The organism is Streptomyces sp. NBC_00212, assembly GCF_045206365.1.
GTDB lineage: Bacteria > Actinomycetota > Actinomycetes > Streptomycetales > Streptomycetaceae > Streptomyces.
Map to the genome: position 1 here is coordinate 5028726 of NZ_CP108115.1, position 19353 is coordinate 5048078.

The following is a 19353-nucleotide window of genomic DNA, read 5'->3' on the forward strand; positions in this document are numbered from 1 at the left end:
CACGTAGGGGGTCTCGGCCAACGGGGCCGGGGGCGTTTTGCGACGAAGCAGGCTCTCTTTGATTCCGGGGGACTTCGGGAGCACCCTCGGCTGCCCTGGGTGTGAGGCTGTGCGGGGACGAGGTGCGCCGCTGAGTAAGCGGCGTCCAACTGCCTTGTGGGGTAGGTGAGTTCGCTGACGGAAGCCGCTTCGCTGTGGCTGCCTGCTGTTGGGCGTACGTGGCCTACGGGGCCGGGTCGCTGGTGCCGCGCGCCATGGAGCTTTCGCCCAGCCACTCCCCACGCTCCGCGCGACCCCGCGCGTGCCGTATGCGTGCGGAAAAACGCAGAGGCCCTGCCGCCCACTAGGACGACAGAGCCTCTGACCTGCTGCTTCGCTGGTGCCCCCGGCAGGATTCGAACCTGCGACACCCGCTTTAGGAGAGCGGTGCTCTATCCCCTGAGCTACGGAGGCGCGCTGCCGATGGCAGACCTGGACAGGGTAGCGGATGCGGGAAGGAGCTTGCTGGCGGGGCGGGGGAGCGGGGCCCGACGCCAGCGCGTGGCGTCGGCCGGGGTGCGGGTGGCGGGCCCATCGGCGGGCCGAGCCGCGTCGGACCGAGGCCCGCCCGGCCCCGCCTCGCCGGCCTCACCGTCAGTGCGTGGCGTCCGCCGACGCGCGGGTGCCCGGACGGCTGAGCCCGCCCAGGGGGCGTCATGTGAGCGCGCTGCCCGCCGTCCACGCCGGCCACGGCAGGTTCCAGCCGGAGAGGCCGTTGTCCGGGGCGACCGTGCCGCCGCCCGTCGAGTTGCGGACGACCACCACGTCGCCGAGCAGCGAGTTCGCGTAGAACCAGGCGCCGGGGGAGTCCGGGTCGCCGCCGCCCTGGGTGTCCTGGATGCCGATGCAGCCGTGGCTGGTGGCGTTCGCGCCGAAGGTGGAGGGCGCGGCCCAGTAGTTGCCGTGGATGAACGTGCCGGAGTTCGTGAGGCGCTGGGCGTGCGGCACGTCGGGGATGTCGTACTCGTCGCCGAGGCCCACCGTGGTGCTGTTCATCTTCGTCTGCCGGTCCTGCTCGCTGATGACCATCGTGCCGTTGTACGTGGCGTACTTGGGCTGGCCGGTGGAGACGGGCACCTTCTTGAGCGTGGCGCCGGCGCGCTGGACGGTCATCTCCTGGGTGGCCGCGTCCACCGTGGAGATCTGCTCGCGGCCCACCGTGAAGGAGAACGACTTGTCCTGAACTCCGTATATTCCCTTGGCCAGTTCGAGCCCGTCGAAGTCGAAGGCGACCGTGACCTTGGAGTCCGGCTTCCAGTAGTCCTGCGGGCGGAAGTCGATGCGGCGGTCGCCGAACCAGTGCCCCCTCGCCTGCTGGCCGCCGCTCGAAGTGATCCTCACGGCGGACTCCGCGGCCTTGCGGTCGGTCACCGCCTTGTCGAACTTGAAGGAGACCTCCATGCCGACCCCGACCGTGGAGGCGTCCTCGGGGGTGTAGAACGCGATCGCCGAGTTGCTCTCGGAGACCGTCGTGAAGCGCGCGGTCGCGGTCGCCGTCCGCCCGTCCGGGTCCTTCGCCTCGGCGGTCAGCGTGTACGCGGTGCCGCGGGTCAGGTTCGCCGAGGGGTGCCAGGCGTTGCGGGCCGGGGCCAGCGCGCCGGGTATCGCCTTGCCGCCTTGGGCCGTCAGGGTGACCGAGGTGAACGTGCCGTCCGCGACGCTCGCCCCGACGTCCTTGACGGTGATGCCGACATTGCCCGCGCCGTCCTTCGGCGTGGTGGCGATCCGAGCCTTCGACACCGTGGGGCTCGGGCTCGGCGAGGTGTCCTTGCCGCCGCCCGACGAGCAGCCGCCGAGCGCAAGCACGGCCACCGCGAACAGGGCCAGGAGCGGTGCGATCCCGGGGCGGCCGGGCCGTACGCGTCTGCCGGTCGCCGGGAACTTCGATGGGGACGTCGATATGGACGTCGACGGGGGCCTCGGTGTGGGCTTCAACTTGGACGTCTCCCCTCCGGCAGCTGCCAGCCTGGATGCCCGTTATGCGGGGTTGTGCACCTTTCTTGTAGTGTGCGGTAACGCCCTGTTTGTACGCATGCGGAATTCTGGGTCGCCGACGGACGGAGTCGATGGATGACGTACCGACCCCGTTGGAGGCGGATACCCCGGACGGGCCCGCCCACCCGTCCGCGCTCCACCCGCATACGTCTCCTGCTCTGTGCGCTCGCCGGGGTGCTGCTGCTCGCGGGCGGCGCGGCCGCGTACACCTGGCACCGGCTGAACGGCAACATCAGCAGCGTCGAGCTCGGCTCGCTGCTCACCCCGGAGGCCTCGGCCACCTCCGACCTCAACATCCTGGTCGTCGGCTCCGATTCGCGGGCCGGGAAGAACGCCACGCGGGCGGGCGGGGGCGACGACGTCGGGCGCTCCGACACCACCCTGCTGCTCCACGTGTACGGCGGCCGCAAGAAGGCGGCGCTCGTCAGCATCCCGCGCGACACCATCGTCGACCGCCCCGCCTGCGCCACCGCATCCGGCCAGAAACTGCCGGGGCACGAGGGGGTCATGTTCAACTCCGTGTACGAGACGGGCGGCGCACCCTGCACGGTCGCCGCCGTCGAGTCGCTGAGCGGCGGCATGCGGATCAACCACTACGTCGAGGTCGACTTCAACGGCTTCGCCGAGCTGATGGACGCGCTCGGCGGGGCCGACATCACCCTGGCCAAGCCCATCGACGACAAGGAGAGCGGGGTCCATCTCCAGGCCGGCAAGCACCACTTGAACGGCCAGCAGTCCCTCGACCTCGTACGCACCCGGCACGGCGTCGGCAACGGCAGCGACCTCGGCCGGATCCAGCTCCAGCACCAGTTCCTGGCGGCGCTGATCGACAAGACGGCCGGCCAGAACCTGCTCACCGACCCGGCCAGGCTCTTCGCCGTCGCCGACGCCGCGACGAAGTCCCTCACCACCGACTCCTCCCTCGCCCACGTCGACAGCCTCGCCTCGCTGGCGTACTCGATGAGGGGGCTCGGCGCCGGTGACGTCCAGATGGTCACCCTGCCGGCCCAACTGGAGCAGGGCGACCAGGACCGCCTCGTGCCGGACACCGCCCGCGGCAAGACGCTCTGGGCCGCCCTGAAGGCCGACCGCCCGGTTCCGGAGGACGCGCTCACCGGCACGGCGTCGCAGCCGAACGGAATCGGCCAGGTGGTGACGCCGGGCTGACCCCACAGGGCCGTTGTGTTTTACACCGACCTTGACCGGGGCGGGGCGGCGGCATAGCGTCGTGGACCACTGGGACTGAGCAGGCGCTTAGGAGGGTTTCCCGTGGAGACGACAGGCAGTGGGACGCGGGCGGCCGGGCCGCAGTCCGCTGGGATGCGGGCGGCCGGGGCGCACATCGAACCCGCTCGTGCCGAGGCGCTGCTCGCCGCACCCGGTGCGCCGTTCGCCGTTGTCCGCGGCGAGGGAGGCACCCTTGAGTACGCCTCCGGGCCGCGCACCCCGCGGGAGTTCGTCGAGACGGTCTGGGCCTTCGGGGAGCGGCCGTTCCTGATCGCCGAGAGCGGCACGTACTCCTACGCCGAGTTCTTCGCCGCCTCCTGCGCGCTGGCCCGCCGCCTCACCGACGTCTACGGCCTGCGCCCCGGCGACCGGGCCGCCATCGGTATGCGCAACCACCCCGAGTGGCAAGTCGTCTTCTGGGCCGCCCAGTTGGCGGGCCTGGTGGCCGTGCCGCTGAACGCGTGGTGGACCGCGGAGGAGTTCGCGTACGCCCTCGACGACTGCGCCCCACGCGTGCTGCTCGTCGACGGCGAGCGGCTTGAGCGGGTGGCGGGCTGGGCCGCCAGGCACGGCGTGCGCGGCATGGTCTGCCACCACGCGGGCGGGCTGCCCGACGGATTCGAGCGGTTCGACGACCTCCCTGAGCTCACCTCGCCCGACCCGGCCGCCGGGCCGCCCGACGTCGACGTCCTGCCGGACGCCGATGCCACCATCATGTACACCTCCGGCACCACCGGCCGCCCCAAGGGCGCCGTCGCGACCCAGCTCGCGCAGGCCGGGGCGGCCATGAACCCCCGCTACCAGGCGGCCATGTCGATGCTCGGCCGCGGCGTCGTCCCCGGCCAGGGGCCCGTCCCCGTCACCCTCATGACCTTCCCCTTCTTCCACGTCGCCGCCTTCACCTCGGTGTACGCGGCGATGGCCGCGGGCGGGACGCTCGTCCTGATGCGGAAGTGGGATGCGGGGCGGGCGCTCGGCCTGATCCGGGAGCATCGGATCACGCACTACGCGGGGGTGCCTGCTACTGCCCTGCAGCTGCTCGGCGCCGCGGCGGAGGCTGGGGATTCCCTGGAGAGCCTCACCGCGCTCAACACCGGGGGTGCGGCGGCTCCGCCCGGCCTCGTCGGGGGGCTCACCGCGCGGTACGGGTCCCGGATCGAGCCGCGCAACGGGTACGGGCTGACCGAGACGAGCGGGGGCGTCCTCGCCAACTTCGGTGCCGAGTACCGGAGTTGGCCCGACAGCGTGGGGCGGCCCACTCCCGTCACCGAGGTGCGGATCGCCGGGGCCGACGGGTCCCCGCTCGCCGACGGCGAGGTCGGGGAGCTGTGGCTGCGGGGGCAGTCTTTGGTGCGGGGGTACTGGAACGACCCGGCGGCCACTCAACTCGCCTTCCAGAGCGGGTGGTTCAGGACGGGGGACCTCGCGACGCTCCGTGACGGGCGGGTCGGGATCGTCGACCGGATCAAGGACATGGTGATCCGGGGCGGGGAGAACGTGTACTGCGTGGAGGTCGAGGGGGTGCTCCACGATCATCCTGCGGTGCTGGACGCGGCGGTGGTGGGGGTGCCGCATCCGGTGCTGGGGGAGGAGGTGGGGGCGGTGGTTCAGGTGCGGGGCGGGTCCGCGGTGTCCGCGGATGCCCTGCGGGCGCATGTCGGGGCGGTGCTGGCCGGGTTCAAGGTGCCGGCGCACGTTGTTCTGCGGGAGGAGGCTCTGCCGCGCAATGCGGCGGGGAAGGTGCTGAAGCGGGAGCTCCGGGGGGTTTTCCCCACCCCGCCCCTTCCCTAAAGCCTCCGGCGGTTGGAGGGGGAAGGGGGGTTTCCTGGGGCTGCGCCCCAGACCCCCTGCGGGGACTCCGTCCCCTGCACCCCTGTCGGGGGCTCTGCCCCCGGACCCCCGATCGCGCCTGAAGGGCGCTCGTCCTCAAGCGCCGGACGGGCTGGAAGTGGGCTGACGTCCGTACTCGCCGGACGGGCTGGAAGTGGGCTGACGTCCGTACTCGCCGGACGGGCTGGGGGGTGGGCTGATGCCCGCGACCGCCGGGCAGGGTGGAATGCGCGGTGGCCGGAATCGTCAAGATTTCGTCACCTTCACGTGATAGTTCCCCATCCCATCCACCCCCGTCACGGCTATCCGCACCCCATTCGGCTGGTCCACGAACGTCTCCCCCGTCGCGTACGGCGCGTCCGACAGTTCCGCGTTGACGTTCGGGCGGCGGGTGCAGCCGCCCGTGTTCGGTTTGCTGTCCGAGATGTTCACCGGGCCCCGGCCCGTGTCGACGGTTGCGTCCACGCGGTAGATCAGGACGCCGGGCTTGCAGACCGCCTCGTCGTTGCCGGACTGGGTGCGTACCTCGACCGCGTACCCGCTGTCCTTCGTCACCGGCACGAAGACCAGCTTCGGGCCGCCCTCCGTGGCCAGCGGGGTCAGGGCGTACTGGCTCGCGCCGCTGCCCGTCGCGCACGAGACCTGGCTGTTGTCGAGCCAGCCCAGCTTCCACTTGTGCCAGCCCAGCATGTCGTTGTTGGCGCCCCAGTCCTCGGACATGATGTCCCAGTGCCCGACGGCCCCGCCGCCCTGCGGGGTGTAGAGGTCGGGCAGTCCGAAGACGTGGCCGTTCTCGTGCGGCAGCACCCGGTAGCCGGTCTCCCCGTACGAGCCGGAGCCGTCGTCCTGGCGGCTGTAGACGAACGACGTGTTGGAGAGCGGCACCCCGTCCGCGTAGGGCGCGTCCTGATTGCCGGAGAACGTCACCGAGAGGACCGTGTCGAGGGCCGACGGGCCCGCGTTCGGGGTCACCAGCACGTTCACCAGGTCGTATTTCGAGAAGTTCACCCTCGGGCCGGCCGCCGTGATCATGTCCTGGACCAGGCGGTGGTAGCCGGGCTCATAGGGCGAGCCGCGGTCGATCCCGTACGCCGTGAACGCCTTCGGCATCCTCAGCCAAGTCGGGATCGGCGCCTCGGCGCGATAGTCGAGGCGGCCGTAGGAGGCGTTGCGGAACCAGTCGCTGGTCTGCGGGAAGAACTCCTTGTACCGGCTGAGCGCGTCGCCGGGGCCCACTGCGTCCGGGAAGTCGATCATGAGGGTGAGGGCCCGGACGATGCCGGTGGAGTGCGCGTAGCCGGGCGGGGTCGGCAGGCCTTCCGACATCTGCACGCCCAGCGCGGCCGGGATCCGGCAGGGGCCGAGCAGGGACTCGCCGGGGGCGGCCACCGGGCCCGCGGAGGCGCGGGTGGCGATCGACAGCGTGGTGGATCCGGTGGTCAGCGTGGCGAGCGCGACCGAGGCGAGGGCGGCGCCGAGGAGGGTGGTCCGGCGCCGGCGGGGTATCCGGCGGCCGGGCGCCCGAGCCGGGCGGGACTGGCTGGCGTCCTGCATGCGCACGCCCTCGCCTTCGGGTACGCGACAGCAGGCCGTTCCTTGCTGCGCTCGTCTGATCACCCTGTGTCGGGCGTGTCACGTGCGCGCGCTGGGTGGACCGAATGTGGGTTTTTCCCCATATGGGCTGGTGTGGCTCAGGTCACATGTCGGTCGGGAAATAAGCGGGGAAGGTTTCCCCGTTTGAACCTTCGTCCCCGCGAAACGGGGAATGCTTCCCCGCTTGGGTCAGGTCCCGGCGGAGAGCCCGACCGACCCGATCACCTACGAGAAGGAGCAGAGCCGTGCAGACTGCCGCCGCCCCCGTCGCCGCAGCGCCGCGCCGTGCCCCGCGTCCGCGGGCCGACGCCCTGCGCAACCGGGAGCGGATCATCGCCGCCGCGCGTGAGATCTTCGTCGAATGCGGTGCCGAGGTGCCGCTGGACGAGATCGCCCGCCGGGCCGGCGTCGGCAACGCCACGATCTACCGCCACTTCGCCGACCGCTCGGAGCTCATCACCAGCGTGGTGCTCCACGTCATGGACCGGGTCTCGGGCCAGGCCGAGGCGGCGGCCGCCGAGGAGGCGGACCCCTTCGACGCCCTGCGCCGCTTCGTGCACGCGGCGGCCGACGAGCGGATCGGGGCGCTCTGCCCGATGCTCTCCGACACCTTCGACCAGGACCAGGCGGAACTGAACGCGGCCCGCGAGCGCCTCGAACGCGACGTCGAGGGGCTCATGCGGCGGGCCCGCGCGGCCGGCCGGCTCCGCACCGATGTCGCCGTCGGCGACCTCATGGTCGCCCTCTCCCAGCTGACCAGGCCGCTGCCCGGCACGCCCTGCCCGAACATCGACCAGTTCGTCCACCGCCACCTGCAACTGTTCCTCGACGGGCTTCAGGCCCCGGCGCGGTCCGAGCTGCCGGGCAGTGCGGCGACCCTCGACGACCTCCGGAGGAGTTGACCGCCGCACCCGTTCAACTCCCCGTTCACCTCTTCAACTCCCCGGCCTGTCAACGTAATTCAGTCGTAGATCAGTTGTAGTTCAAGCATAGTTACAGCACTCCTCTCGGTAATCCGCGTCCCAAGGTGGCTACCCCCATGTCAAAAACAGTCGGTCTCGACAAGACGGGCCAGCTCTCGGCCCCCGACCCCAGTCGCTGGAAAGCACTCGCCTTCATAGCCCTGGCCCAGCTGATGGTCGTCCTCGACGCGACCATCGTGAACATCGCGCTGCCCTCCGCCCAGCACGCGCTGCACATCAGTGACGCCAACAAGCAGTGGGTCATCACGGCCTACGCGCTCGCGTTCGGCGGGCTGCTCCTGTTCGGCGGGCGCATCGCCGACCTGTGGGGCCGCAAGCGGACCTTCGTCGTCGGCCTGCTCGGCTTCGCCGCGGCCTCCGCGCTCGGCGGCGCCGCCACCGGCGAGGCCATGCTGCTCGGCTCCCGCGCGCTCCAGGGCGCCTTCGGCGCACTGCTCGCGCCGGCCGCCCTCTCGCTGCTCGCGGTGATGTTCACCGACGCCAAGGAGCGCGCCAAGGCGTTCGGCATCTACGGTGCGATCGCCGGTGGCGGTGGCGCGGTGGGCCTGATCCTCGGCGGCTTCCTCACCGAGTACCTGAACTGGCGCTGGACCTTCTTCGTGAACATCCCGTTCGCGATCGTGGCGGCCCTCGGCGCCTACCTCGTCATCCGCGAGCCCTCGGGCACCCGCAACCGCTCGCCGCTGGACGTGCCCGGCGTGATCCTGTCCACCACCGGTCTGGTCGCGCTCGTCTACGGCTTCACCCGCGCCGAGTCGGCCGGCTGGTCGGACGCGCTGACCATCTCGATGTTCATCGCCTCGGCGGTGCTGCTCGCCGCCTTCGTCACCCTTGAGGCCAAGGTGCGGCACCCGCTGCTGCCCCTGCGCGTCATCACCAACCGCAACCGCGGCGGCGTCTACCTCTCGCTCGGCCTCGCGATCATCGCGATGTTCGGCCTGTTCCTCTTCCTGACCTACTACCTCCAGGTCGTGAAGGGCTTCTCGCCGGTCAAGACGGGCTTCGCGTTCCTGCCCATGATCGCGGGCATGATCACCGGCTCCACCCAGATCGGCGCCCGCCTGATGACCCGGGTCCCGCCGCGCCTGCTGATGGCCCCCGGCTTCCTGACCGCCGCCGTCGGCATGCTGCTGCTCACCCAGCTCGACATCGACACGTCGTACGCCGGCGTGATCCTGCCCGCGCAGATCCTGCTCGGCCTCGGCATGGGTACGGCGTTCATGCCCGCCATGTCGCTGGCCACCATCGGGGTCGAGCCCCGGGACGCCGGTGTCGCCTCCGCGATGGTCAACACCTCGCAGCAGGTCGGCGGCGCGATCGGCACCGCCCTGCTGAACACCATCGCCGCCTCGGCGACCACGGCCTACGTCACCGGCCACATGGCGCTCGGCGCCAAGAACCCCGAGCTCCTGAAGCTGGAGGCCATGGTGCACGGGTTCACCGCCGCCATCTGGTGGGCGGTCGGCATCCTGGCGGCGGCCGCCGTCATCGCCGCCACCCTCATCAACACCGGCCGCCCCGGCGGCAGTTCGGTCTCCGGATCGAGCACCGGTGAGGACATCGAGGACGAGGTGCGCATCCCGGTGGTCGCCCACTGACGCCCCGGTAGCACCCCGGACGCACGACCTGCCCTGGCCCCGCTGACCTCAGCGGAGCCAGGGCAGGTCCGCTTTGACGTCCGTGGGCTGGAGGCCCTGTGCCATCACGCGCATGATCTCGCCGAGCTGGTCCACCTGGGCCGGGGACAGCCGGTCGAACATCGCCTGCCGCACGGCGGCCACATGCCCCGGCGCGGTCCGCTCCAGGACCTCGTAACCCGCGTCCGTGAGGATCGCGAGCTGGCCCCGCTTGTCGGAGGGGCAGTCCTCGCGCCTGACCCAGCCGTTGTTCTCCAGGCGCGCGACGGCGTGCGAGAGCCGGGACCGGGTGATCTTCGAGTTCTTGGCCAGCTCGGTCATCCGCAGCCGGCGCCGCGGCGCCTGCGAGAGCTGGACGAGCAGCCCGTAATAGATGTGCGGCATCCCGGCGTCGCGCTGGAGCTGTCGGTCGAGGTGGTCTTCGAGGAGCCGGGTGGCGTGGAGGTAGGCGCGCCAGGTGCGCTGCTCCTCGTCGCTGAGCCAGTTGGGTGCCGAGGTCATACATCTACTGTACGGACACTTCTTGAAAGTTGAACTAGGTCACGTTATGGTGGGCCTCATAGCTTGAGACTTCAAGTAATGGCTGATCGCTCGATGCCCGATGGCCGGGCCGGTCGGTCAGACTGTCAGTGAGTGAGTCGGAGAGTCGCCATGACCGTCGCCCGCGCCGAGCGCATGCCCGCCCTGTACCTCTCCCACGGTGCCCCGCCGCTCGCGGACGACCCGCTGTGGCCGGGCGAGCTCGCGGCCTGGTCCGCCGACCTGCCCCGGCCGAAGTCGATCCTGATGGTCTCCGCCCACTGGGAAGAGGCCCCGCTCGCGCTCGCCGCCACCGAGACCGTGCCGCTCGTGTACGACTTCTGGGGCTTCCCCGAGCGCTACTACCAGGTGCGGTACGCAGCCCCCGGCGCCCCCGAACTCGCCGACTCCGTACGCAAGTTGCTGCGCGCGCCCGGCGTGCCCGTGCAGGACATCCCGGACCGCGGGCTCGACCACGGCGCGTACGTCCCGCTCGTCGAGATGTTCCCCGCCGCCGACATCCCGGTCCTCCAGATCTCCCTGCCGACCCTCGACCCGCGCGAGCTCTACGACATCGGCCGCAAGCTGGCGCCGCTGCGCGACGAGGGCGTGCTGATCGTCGGCAGCGGCTTCTTCACCCACAACCTGGCCGCGCTGCGCCACACCGGCGGCCAAGTGCCCAGCTGGTCGGCCGAGTTCGACGACTGGGGCGCGCGGGCGCTGGCCTCCGGCGACCTCGACGCGCTGCTCGACTTCGAGCACAAGGCCCCAGGGGGGCGGCTCGCCCACCCCCGCACCGAACACTTCGCCCCGCTGTTCGTGACGATGGGCGCGAGCGAGGGCGAGCCGGGCGGCGCGCGCAGCGTCATCGACGGGTTCTGGCTGGGGCTCGCCAAGCGATCGGTGCAGTACGGCTGAACGGGCGTGCGGGGAAGGGGGGTTGGGCCGCTTTCTCGTGAGGCCCGGCCCTTACGTCTCCCCGAGTTCCTTCTCGTACCAGGCCACGTCCCAGTACCGGCCGAACTTGCGGCCGACTTCCCGGTACGTGCCGATGTGGGTGAAGCCGAAGCGTTCGTGCAGCCGGAGGGAGGCCTCGTTCGGCAGGGCGACCCCGGCGTACGCCCGGTGCACGTCCTCCCCCGCGAGCGCCTCGAAGAGCGAGCGGTACAGGAGGGTGCCCACGCCCCGGCCGGTCGCCTCCGGCGCGCAGTACACGCTGACCTCGACGGACGTCGCGTACGCGGGCTTCGGGCGGAAGGGGCTGCTCGTCGCGTAGCCCAGAATGCCGGCCTGGCCGACAAAACGGTCATCGTGAGCAACCAGAAGGCGGTGCGGGCCGTCTTCAGGGTGGGAGTGCAGCCACGGACGGCGCTGTTCGGTGGTGAAGGCGGCCGTATCGAATGTGATGGCGGTCTCACGGATGAAGTGGTTGTAAATGTCCGTGAGGGCCCCCAGATCGGCCTCGGCACCAGGCCTGACCTGCACCTCTGTACGTTCCTGCGGCACCTGAACCCCTCCCGTGGCGGCACAGGGTACTGCATGATCACGAAAATCGATGGGCGGGACGGGAATTCTGTCCGGATTCCAGCCGTTGTTTCCATCGGATGCAGGGCACCCGGGAGGGTGTCGCGACCCACTCAGTAAGGGAGCACGCATGGCAACCCGCGCCGTCGCCCGCCGACAGTCCGCCTCTGGCGGTTCGGAGTCGGGAAGCAGGGTCCGCGCAGTCAGCGGTGAGATCGCCGACCGCGACCTGGTCGGTATGTACCTCGACGAAATCGCGCGTACGCCGCTGCTCGACGCCGCCAAGGAGGTCGAGCTCTCGCAGACCATCGAGGCCGGTGTGTACGCGCGCCAGATCCTCGACGGACAGGTAGAGAGCAAGGCAGGGGACGCTTCGCGCGAGGAGCTGGAGGCGCTGTACGCCGCCGGTGAGCGCGCCAAGGACCTCTTCATCCGATCCAACCTCCGCCTTGTCGTAGCCGTGGCCCGCCGCTACCCGAGGGCCGGTCTGCCGCTGCTCGACCTCATTCAGGAGGGCAACGCGGGCCTCGTGCGCGCGGTCGAGAAGTTCGACTACGCCAAGGGCTTCAAGTTCTCCACGTACGCGACGTGGTGGATCCGTCAGGCCATCACCCGCTCCATCGCCGACCAGTCCCGCACCATCCGGCTGCCCGTCCACCTGGTGGAGGAGCTGGGCCGCATCCGCCGGGTCCAGCGCGAGTTCAACCGGGAGAACGGGCGCGACCCCGAGCACACGGAGATCGCCGCCGAGCTGGGCTCCACGCCCGAGCGCGTCGGTGATGTCCTGGACTGGGCGCGCGACCCGGTCTCGCTGAACATGCCGGTCGACGACCAGGGCGAGACCCAGTTCGGCGACCTGCTCGAAGACACCTCCGCCGTCTCGCCCGAGCAGTCCGTGCTCACGCTCCTTCGCAGTGAGGAGCTGGACGATCTGATCTGCAAGCTCGACGAGCGCACGGCCTCCATCATCAAGATGCGCTACGGCATCGACGACGGCCGTGAGCGTACGCTGACAGAGGTGGGCAAGGAGCACGGCCTGACCCGCGAGCGGATCCGCCAGATCGAGAAGCACGCCCTGCTCGAACTGAAGAAGATGGCCCGCGACACGGGCTTCGACGCGGCGGCCTAGACCCCGCCCCCAAGACGAGCTCCGGCACCTTCCCCCCCCTGGTGCCGTGGGCTCCCGGCCCCGGCACCTCTCCCCCCCCTGGTGTCGGGGCCCCTCTCATTCCCCCGGCCCGGGCGCGGTAGCCCGCGTGAGGCGCTCGCCCAGCTCGTGCAGATAACTGGTCATCGCCTGCGGCCCGTTGACGGTGAACTCGCAGTCCACCAGGGCCAGGCGCAGCGCCACCCACTCCAGCGAGTCGGTGCACGAGGTGCGCAGCCGGCAGCGCCCGGCGTCCAGCGGCTCGGGCGCGCCCATCGACGTGGGCAGCCGGGCGGTCACGAAGTCGGCGGGCGCCTCGAAGGTGACGTCGATGTCCAGGACGGGCTGGAGCCGGTTCATCGAGTTGCGCACGAACTCGGCGGCGTTCGCCTCGGGCAGCTCGCGCGGCGCGAACCGGGCGCCGGTCGCGAACGGCTCGGCGACCCGGTCGACCCGGAACGTACGCCAGTCGCCGCGCTCCACGTCGTACGCCACCAGGTACCACCGGCGGCCCGTCGAGACCAGGCGGTACGGCTCGACCAGGCGCTTGGTGGCGGTGCCGTCGCCGGAGACGTAGTCGAAGCGGAGCCGCTCCTGGCCGGTGACGGCCGAGGCGAGCGTGGTCAGGGTGCGCGGGTCGACCGTCGCGCCGTCGCCGCGCCAGGGCCCGGACAGCGGCATCGTGGCGGCCTGGAGGCTCGCGACGCGGTGGCGCAGGCGGGAGGGCAGGACCTGCTCCAGCTTCGCCAGCGCCCGTACCGAGGCCTCGTCCACGCCGTCGACCGCGTGGCCCGCGCCCGCGCGCAGGCCGACCGCGATGGCCACCGCCTCCTCGTCGTCCAGGACCAGGGGCGGCATCGCCTTGCCCGCGACCAGCCGGTAGCCGCCCTCGGCGCCGCGCGCCGCCTGCACCGGATAGCCGAGCTCACGAAGCCGGTCGATGTCGCGGCGCACCGTGCGCCGCGACACCCCGAGCCGGTCGGCGAGCTCGCCGCCGGGCCACTCGCGCGGGGTCTGGAGCAGGGAGAGCAATTGCAGCAGCCGTGCCGGGGTATCGGTCATGCACCCAGGATGCCGGGCCAAAGAGGACACTCTCTGACCTATAAGGGGTCTAACTTTCTTCTCATGACCTCCACAACGACCAGTAGCACCACACCGGAGTCCGCGGCCGTCGCCGCAGCAGACCGCCGCCGGTGGTTCGCCCTGGCCATCGTGATGACCGCGGCCTTCATGGACCTGGTCGACGTCACGATCGTCAACATCGCCATTCCGTCCATCCAGAAGGACACCGGGGCGAGCTTCTCCTCGATCCAGTGGATAACGGCCGGCTACGCCCTCGCGTTCGCCGCGGGCCTGATCACCGGCGGCCGCCTCGGCGACATCCACGGCCGCAAGAAGCTCTTCCTCATCGGCATCGGCGGCTTCACGCTGGCCTCCGCCCTGTGCGGCTTCGCCGCGAACCCGGAGATGCTGGTCGCCTCCCGCATCCTGCAGGGTGCGATGGCCGCCATGATGGTGCCGCAGGTCCTCTCGATCGTCCACGCCACCTTCCCCGCGCACGAGCGCGGCAAGGTCTTCGGCCTGTTCGGCGCGGTCGTCGGCCTCGGCGCGGTCTCCGGGCCGCTGCTCGGCGCGCTGCTCACCGAGTGGAACCTGTTCGGCCTGGAATGGCGCCCGATCTTCCTGATCAACCTGCCGGTCGGCATCGCGGGCCTGATCCTCGGCGTCAAGTTCATCAGCGAGTCCAAGGCGCCCAAGGCCCTCAAGCTCGACCTCGTCGGCATGGTCCTGGTGACCCTCGGCCTCCTGATGCTGCTCTACCCGCTGACCCGCGGCCGCGAGCTCGGCTGGCCGCTGTGGGGCTACCTCTCGATGGCCGGCAGCGTCCTGGTCTTCGCCGGCCTCATCGCGTACGAGCGGATGAAGGCGCGGCGCGACGGCTCCCCGCTCATAGAGCTGTCGCTGTTCAAGGTGAAGAGCTTCGCGGCGGGCATCGCCGTGCAGGCCACCTTCGGTGTCGGCCTCGGCATCTTCTTCCTGGTGTGGACGCTCTACATGCAGATCGGCCTCGGCTGGAGCGCCCTGCGCGCGGGCCTGACCGGTGTGCCGTTCTCGATCGCGGTGTCGGTGGCGGCCGGCATGTCCGTGCAGAAGCTCGTCCCGCGCTTCGGCCGCAAGGTCCTCCAGGCGGGCGCCCTGACAATGGTCGCCGGACTGCTCATCTACATCTGGGAGGCCGACCACTACGGCATGGGCATCGCCTCCTGGCAGATGGCGCTCCCGCTGGTCGTGATGGGCCTCGGCATGGGCCTCATCGTCGCCCCGCTCACCGACGCGGTGCTCTCCGAGGTCCCCAAGGAGCACTCGGGTTCCGCCTCCGGGCTCATCAACACCGTGCAGCAGATGGGCAACGCGCTCGGCCTCGGCCTGGTCTCCGTCGTCTTCTTCGGTGGGGTCGGCGACGACCTCGTACCGCCGCAGCTGAACCAGGCCTTCGTGGACGGCTTCCAGCATTCGCTCTGGTACGTCGCCGGAGTCCTCGCGGTGATCTTCCTGGTGATGTTCGCGCTGCCCGCCAAGCCGCAGCAGCACGTCGAGGGCGCGGTGGACGAGGCCGGGTTCCTCGACCTGACGAAGGACGCGCAGCCGGTCGGCTGAGCCCGCCTCCCTTCGCGCGATGGCCCCGCACCTTTCCGAGGTGCGGGGCCATCGGCTTGTCCGGGGGTCGGCCCCCGCGGGGCCCGGCTCCGGGGGCTGCGCCCCGGACCCCTCGATTTCTGCCGCGGGCCGTACGGGGCTGGTCGCGCAGTTCCCCGCGCCCCTAAAAACCCTGTCCATCCGCGGACCGTGCGTGCTTGCTCGCGCAGTTCCCCGCGCCCCTGGCAGCACTGGTGCCGGGCCGTCGGCCCGTCCGCGGCCGGGTCGGGTGGCTCCCGGTCGCAAGGACCTAAGTCCGTTTGTGTCCGCAGAATGCCCGAATCGATTTACTTCAGGGAAGCTCGGTCGTAACCTGGCGGTGTAACCGCAGGTTCGGGCATGGAAACGGACGTAAACAGACATGTATGCACCGGAGCGGCAGCAGGAGATCCTGCGGATCGCGCGGGAGAGCGGGCGCGTGGACGTGCTCTCGCTCGCCGAGACCTTCCAGGTCACCGCCGAGACCGTACGGCGCGATCTGAAGGCACTCGACCGGGCCGGCCTGGTGCGCCGCGTGCACGGCGGGGCCATCCCGGCCGGGCGGCTCGACTTCGAGCCCGACCTCGCCGAGCGCGAGTCCACCGCCGCCGACGAGAAGGACCGCATCGCGCGGGCCGCGCTCGCCGAACTGCCCGCCGAGGGCAGCGTCATCCTCGACGCCGGATCGACCATCGCGCGCCTGGCCGCCGAGCTGCCCCTGGACAGCGGGCTCACCCTCGTCACCCACGCGCTGCCCGTCGCAGCGAGGCTCGCCGACCACCCCGCCATCGACCTCCACCTCGTCGGCGGGCGGGTCCGCCACCGCACCCGGGCCGCCGTCGACGCCTGGGCGCTGCGCGCCTACGGCGAGATCCGCGCCGACGTCGTCTTCCTCGGTACCAACGGGTTCTCCGTCGCCCATGGCCTCACCACCCCCGACCTCGCCGAGGCCGCCGTCAAGCGGGCCGCGATCGGCGCCGCCCGGCGCGTGGTGCTGCTCGCCGACTCCGCCAAGCACGGCCAGGAACACTTCGCCCGCTTCGGCGACATCGCCGACGTCGACCTCCTCATCACCGACAGCGGGCTCGCCCCCGACAGCGTCGCCGCCATCGAGGCCGCCGGCACGGACGTGATCACCGTATGAACATCCTCACCGTCACCCCCAACCCCAGCCTCGACCGCACCTACGAGGTCCCCGGCCTGACGCGCGGCGACGTGCTGCGCGCCACCGGCGAGCGCGTGGACCCCGGCGGCAAGGGCGTCAACGTCTCCCGCGCCGTCGCCGCCGCCGGACACCGCACGGTCGCCGTCGTGCCGCTCGGCGGCGCCCCGGGCGCCCTGGTCGCCGAACTCCTCGGCGCCGAGGGCATCGAGGTCGCCCCCGTCCCCGTCGCGGGCCACACCCGCTCCAACATCTCGGTCGCCGAACCCGACGGAACCCTCACGAAGATCAACGCACCCGGGCCCCAACTGACCGCCGCCGAGAGTGAGTTGCTGCTCGACACCGTCCGCAAGCACTCCGGCCGTGCCGACTGGATCGCCTGCTGCGGCAGCCTCCCGCCGGGCCTCGCACCCCAGTGGTACGCCGACCTCGTCGCCCGCGCGCACGCCGCCGGAGCCAAGGTCGCCCTCGACACCTCGGGCCCCTCCCTCATCGCCGCGCTGCGCGAACGGCCCGACGTGGTCAAGCCCAACGCCGAGGAACTCGCCCAGGCCGTCGGCCGCCCCCTCGCCACCATCGGCGACGCGGTCAAGGCAGCCGAAGAGGTGCGGCAGCTGGGGGCGGGCGCCGTCCTCGCCAGCCTCGGCGCCGACGGCCAGCTCCTGGTCACCGCATCCGGTACGTACTTCGCCTCGGCGCCCGTCGCGACCGTACGCAGCAACGTGGGGGCCGGTGACGCATCGCTCGCCGGGTTCCTCGCGGCGGGCGGCGAAGGCCCCCGGGCGCTCGCCGCGGCCGTCGCCCACGGCGCGGCCGCCGTGCAGCTCCCCGGCAGCGTGATGCCGACGCCCGGCGACCTCGATCCGGCGGCGGTCACCGTCACCGACGCCGTCCCGCTGGACCGCCCCCTGACGGAACCGGCGCCATGACCCCCGTCCCCGCCCCTCACCGCCCGCAAAGGAGCCCGCGATGAGCCAGATGATCAGCGCGGAACTGGTCGACCTCCACCTCGACCTGGCCGCCGACTCCAAGGAAGCCGCCGCCCGTACGCTCGCCGAGCGGATGGTCGCGCTCGGCCGCGTCACCGACCTCGACAGCTTCCTCGCCGACGTGGCCGCCCGCGAGGCCCAGATGCCGACCGGCCTCGACGGCGGCATCGGCATCCCGCACTGCCGCAGCGCCCACGTCACCGAGCCCACCCTGGCCTTCGGGCGCAGCGCGGCCGGCATCGACTTCGGGGCGCCGGACGGCCCGGCCGACCTGATCTTCCTCATCGCGGCCCCGGCGGGCGCGGACGACGCCCACCTGTCGATCCTGTCCTCGCTGGCCCGCCAGCTGATGGACGACGGGTTCACCGCGGCACTGCGGGCGGCGGCCACGGCGGGGGAGGCGGCGGCGCTGATCGGGGGCGAGGAGGCGGCCGAGCCGCAGCCTGAAGAGGCCCCCGAGCCCGAGGCCCAGTCGCACGAAACCCAGCCCTTCCGGATCGTGGCCGTCACCTCCTGCCCCACCGGCATCGCCCACACCTACATGGCGGCCGAGTCCCTGGAGCGGGCAGGGCGGGCCGAGGGCATCGAGATCGCCGTCGAGACGCAGGGCTCGTCCGGGTTCACCCGGCTCGACCCGGCCCTCATCGCGGCCGCCGACGGCGTGATCTTCGCGCACGACGTGCCCGTACGGGACAAGGAGCGGTTCGCCGGAAAGCCCACGGTGGACGTGGGTGTGAAGGCGGGTGTCAACCGCCCCGGCGAACTGATCGCCGAAGTCCGCGACAAGGCGGCCCGCGGCGAGATCACCGAGCCGGGCGCCAAGCCGTCCCCCGTGGAGGCGGCGGGTGAGCCGGGCGAGGGCTACGGCACGAAGCTGCGCAAGTGGCTGATGTCGGGCGTCAGTTACATGGTGCCGTTCGTCGCGGCGGGCGGCCTGCTCATCGCGCTGGGCTTCGCCATCGGCGGCTACAAGGTCGACAAGGCGCCCTCCGTCATGGACCACTTCCTGTGGACCGACGCCACCAGCTGGGCCGCGCTGCTCTTCCAGATCGGCGGCCTGGCCTTCAGCTTCCTGGTCCCGGTCCTGGCGGGCTACATCGCGTACGGCATGGCCGACCGGCCGGGTCTGGTGCCCGGCTTCGTGGGCGGTGCGATCGCCGTCGCGATCAAGGCGGGTTTCCTCGGCGGGCTCGCGGCCGGTCTGATCGCGGGCGCCGTGGTCATGGCGATCCAGAAGGTCAGGATCCCGGCGCCACTGAGCGGCATCATGCCGGTGGTGGTGATCCCGCTGATCTCGTCGGCGATCGTCGGCTTCCTGATGTTCCTGGTCATAGGCGAGCCGATCGCCAAGCTCCAGTCCGCGCTGACCAGTTGGCTCAACGGTCTCTCGGGCGCCAATGCGATCGTGCTCGGCGTGATCCTGGGCCTGATGATGTGCTTCGACCTGGGCGGCCCGCTCAACAAGGTGGCCTACGCCTTCGCGGTCGGCGGGCTCGCCGACGGCACCGACGGCAGCTTCAAGGTGATGGCGGCCGTGATGGCCGCGGGCATGGTGCCGCCGCTGGCGATGGCCCTGGCCACGACCGTGCGGGGCCGCCTGTTCACCCGTACCGAGCGCGAGAACGGCAAGGCGGCCTGGGTGCTCGGGGCGTCCTTCATCACCGAGGGCGCGATCCCGTTCGCGGCGGCCGACCCGCTGCGGGTCATCCCCTCCGCGATGGCGGGCGGCGCGGTCACCGGCGCCCTGTCGATGGCCTTCGGCTGCACCCTGCGGGCACCGCACGGCGGGATCTTCGTCGTCCCGCTGATCGGCAACGCCTTCCTGTACCTGCTGGCCGTCGCGGCCGGCACGGCGGTCAGCGCGGCCCTGGTGATCCTGCTCAAGGGCCTGCGCAAGCGGCAGCCCGAGCACGCGGCCCCGGCGCTCGACGAGGAGAGGGTGACGGTCGCCGCCTGACGGGTTCACCCGATATGCCCGGCCCTTACCGTGGGGCCGGGCATCTTCGGCCGTCATGACGTGACATGTACCACT

General features: G+C 71.4%; 15 protein-coding genes and 1 tRNA gene. 10 read left to right on the forward strand and 6 right to left on the reverse strand.

Translation table 11 applies throughout. The annotated features are described in order from the left end of the window. Positions 1 to 377: 377 nt before the first annotated feature. Positions 378 to 453: transfer RNA gene (locus OHA17_RS23160), tRNA-Arg, on the reverse strand. Positions 454 to 693: 240 nt separating this feature from the next. Further along, the gene (locus OHA17_RS23165) at positions 694 to 1974 is read right to left on the reverse strand and encodes an Ig-like domain-containing protein (protein WP_406508193.1); all 1281 of its coding nucleotides are present in this window, start codon (positions 1972 to 1974) and stop codon (positions 694 to 696) included. A 135-nt stretch (positions 1975 to 2109) separates the two neighbouring features. Here OHA17_RS23165 and OHA17_RS23170 point away from each other — a divergent pair, with 135 nt between their 5' ends. Both OHA17_RS23170 and OHA17_RS23175 read left to right on the forward strand, forming a co-directional pair. Continuing rightward, the gene (locus OHA17_RS23170) at positions 2110 to 3201 is read left to right on the forward strand and encodes an LCP family protein (RefSeq protein WP_406508194.1); all 1092 of its coding nucleotides are present in this window, start codon (positions 2110 to 2112) and stop codon (positions 3199 to 3201) included. A 153-nt stretch (positions 3202 to 3354) separates the two neighbouring features. Beyond that, positions 3355 to 5052, forward strand: coding sequence for a class I adenylate-forming enzyme family protein (locus OHA17_RS23175; RefSeq protein ID WP_406510789.1), 1698 nt, complete (start codon positions 3355 to 3357; stop codon positions 5050 to 5052). Positions 5053 to 5337: 285 nt separating this feature from the next. Here the strand turns inward: OHA17_RS23175 and OHA17_RS23180 are convergent, their stop codons facing one another. Further along, positions 5338 to 6645: a M6 family metalloprotease domain-containing protein gene (locus OHA17_RS23180; protein ID WP_406510790.1), complete on the reverse strand. Its 1308-nt coding sequence runs from the start codon at positions 6643 to 6645 to the stop codon at positions 5338 to 5340. 284 nt (positions 6646 to 6929) lie between these two features. Here OHA17_RS23180 and OHA17_RS23185 point away from each other — a divergent pair, with 284 nt between their 5' ends. Further along, on the forward strand, positions 6930 to 7586 hold the full coding sequence (locus OHA17_RS23185) for a TetR/AcrR family transcriptional regulator (protein ID WP_053727277.1): 657 nt from the start codon (positions 6930 to 6932) through the stop codon (positions 7584 to 7586). Positions 7587 to 7723: 137 nt separating this feature from the next. Further along, complete coding sequence (locus OHA17_RS23190) at positions 7724 to 9265, forward strand: MFS transporter (RefSeq protein WP_406508195.1); 1542 nt, start codon at positions 7724 to 7726, stop codon at positions 9263 to 9265. Between the two features lie 48 nt (positions 9266 to 9313). Here the strand turns inward: OHA17_RS23190 and OHA17_RS23195 are convergent, their stop codons facing one another. Then, the gene (locus OHA17_RS23195; RefSeq protein ID WP_406508196.1) at positions 9314 to 9805 is read right to left on the reverse strand and encodes a MarR family winged helix-turn-helix transcriptional regulator; all 492 of its coding nucleotides are present in this window, start codon (positions 9803 to 9805) and stop codon (positions 9314 to 9316) included. Positions 9806 to 9955: 150 nt separating this feature from the next. Here OHA17_RS23195 and OHA17_RS23200 point away from each other — a divergent pair, with 150 nt between their 5' ends. After that, a complete protein-coding gene (locus OHA17_RS23200; RefSeq protein WP_406508197.1) occupies positions 9956 to 10741 on the forward strand; it encodes a dioxygenase in 786 nt (261 codons plus the stop codon). A gap of 51 nt (positions 10742 to 10792) precedes the next feature. On the opposite strand, the gene OHA17_RS23205 is transcribed toward OHA17_RS23200, so the two are convergent. Next, a complete protein-coding gene (locus OHA17_RS23205; RefSeq protein WP_406508198.1) occupies positions 10793 to 11329 on the reverse strand; it encodes a GNAT family N-acetyltransferase in 537 nt (178 codons plus the stop codon). A 148-nt stretch (positions 11330 to 11477) separates the two neighbouring features. On the opposite strand from OHA17_RS23205, the gene OHA17_RS23210 reads away from it, so the two are divergent. Continuing rightward, complete coding sequence (locus tag OHA17_RS23210; RefSeq protein WP_406508199.1) at positions 11478 to 12476, forward strand: RNA polymerase sigma factor RpoD/SigA; 999 nt, start codon at positions 11478 to 11480, stop codon at positions 12474 to 12476. 96 nt (positions 12477 to 12572) lie between these two features. On the opposite strand, the gene OHA17_RS23215 is transcribed toward OHA17_RS23210, so the two are convergent. Continuing rightward, entirely contained in the window at positions 12573 to 13556 is a 984-nt protein-coding gene (locus OHA17_RS23215) for a helix-turn-helix transcriptional regulator (protein ID WP_406508200.1), read from the reverse strand. 63 nt (positions 13557 to 13619) lie between these two features. Here OHA17_RS23215 and OHA17_RS23220 point away from each other — a divergent pair, with 63 nt between their 5' ends. The 4 genes from OHA17_RS23220 (at position 13620) to OHA17_RS23235 (ending at position 19278) form a co-directional block, all read left to right on the forward strand. Further along, positions 13620 to 15152, forward strand: a complete 1533-nt coding sequence (locus OHA17_RS23220) for an MFS transporter (protein WP_406508201.1) — start codon at positions 13620 to 13622, stop codon at positions 15150 to 15152. A gap of 400 nt (positions 15153 to 15552) precedes the next feature. After that, positions 15553 to 16314, forward strand: coding sequence for a DeoR/GlpR family DNA-binding transcription regulator (locus tag OHA17_RS23225; protein ID WP_053727269.1), 762 nt, complete (start codon positions 15553 to 15555; stop codon positions 16312 to 16314). Then, the gene (gene pfkB, locus OHA17_RS23230; protein ID WP_406508202.1) at positions 16311 to 17261 is read left to right on the forward strand and encodes a 1-phosphofructokinase; all 951 of its coding nucleotides are present in this window, start codon (positions 16311 to 16313) and stop codon (positions 17259 to 17261) included. Before OHA17_RS23225 ends, pfkB begins: the two co-directional genes overlap by 4 nt. 40 nt (positions 17262 to 17301) lie before the next feature. Beyond that, a complete protein-coding gene (locus OHA17_RS23235) occupies positions 17302 to 19278 on the forward strand; it encodes a fructose-specific PTS transporter subunit EIIC (protein WP_406508203.1) in 1977 nt (658 codons plus the stop codon). The last annotated feature ends 75 nt before the right edge of the window (positions 19279 to 19353 follow it).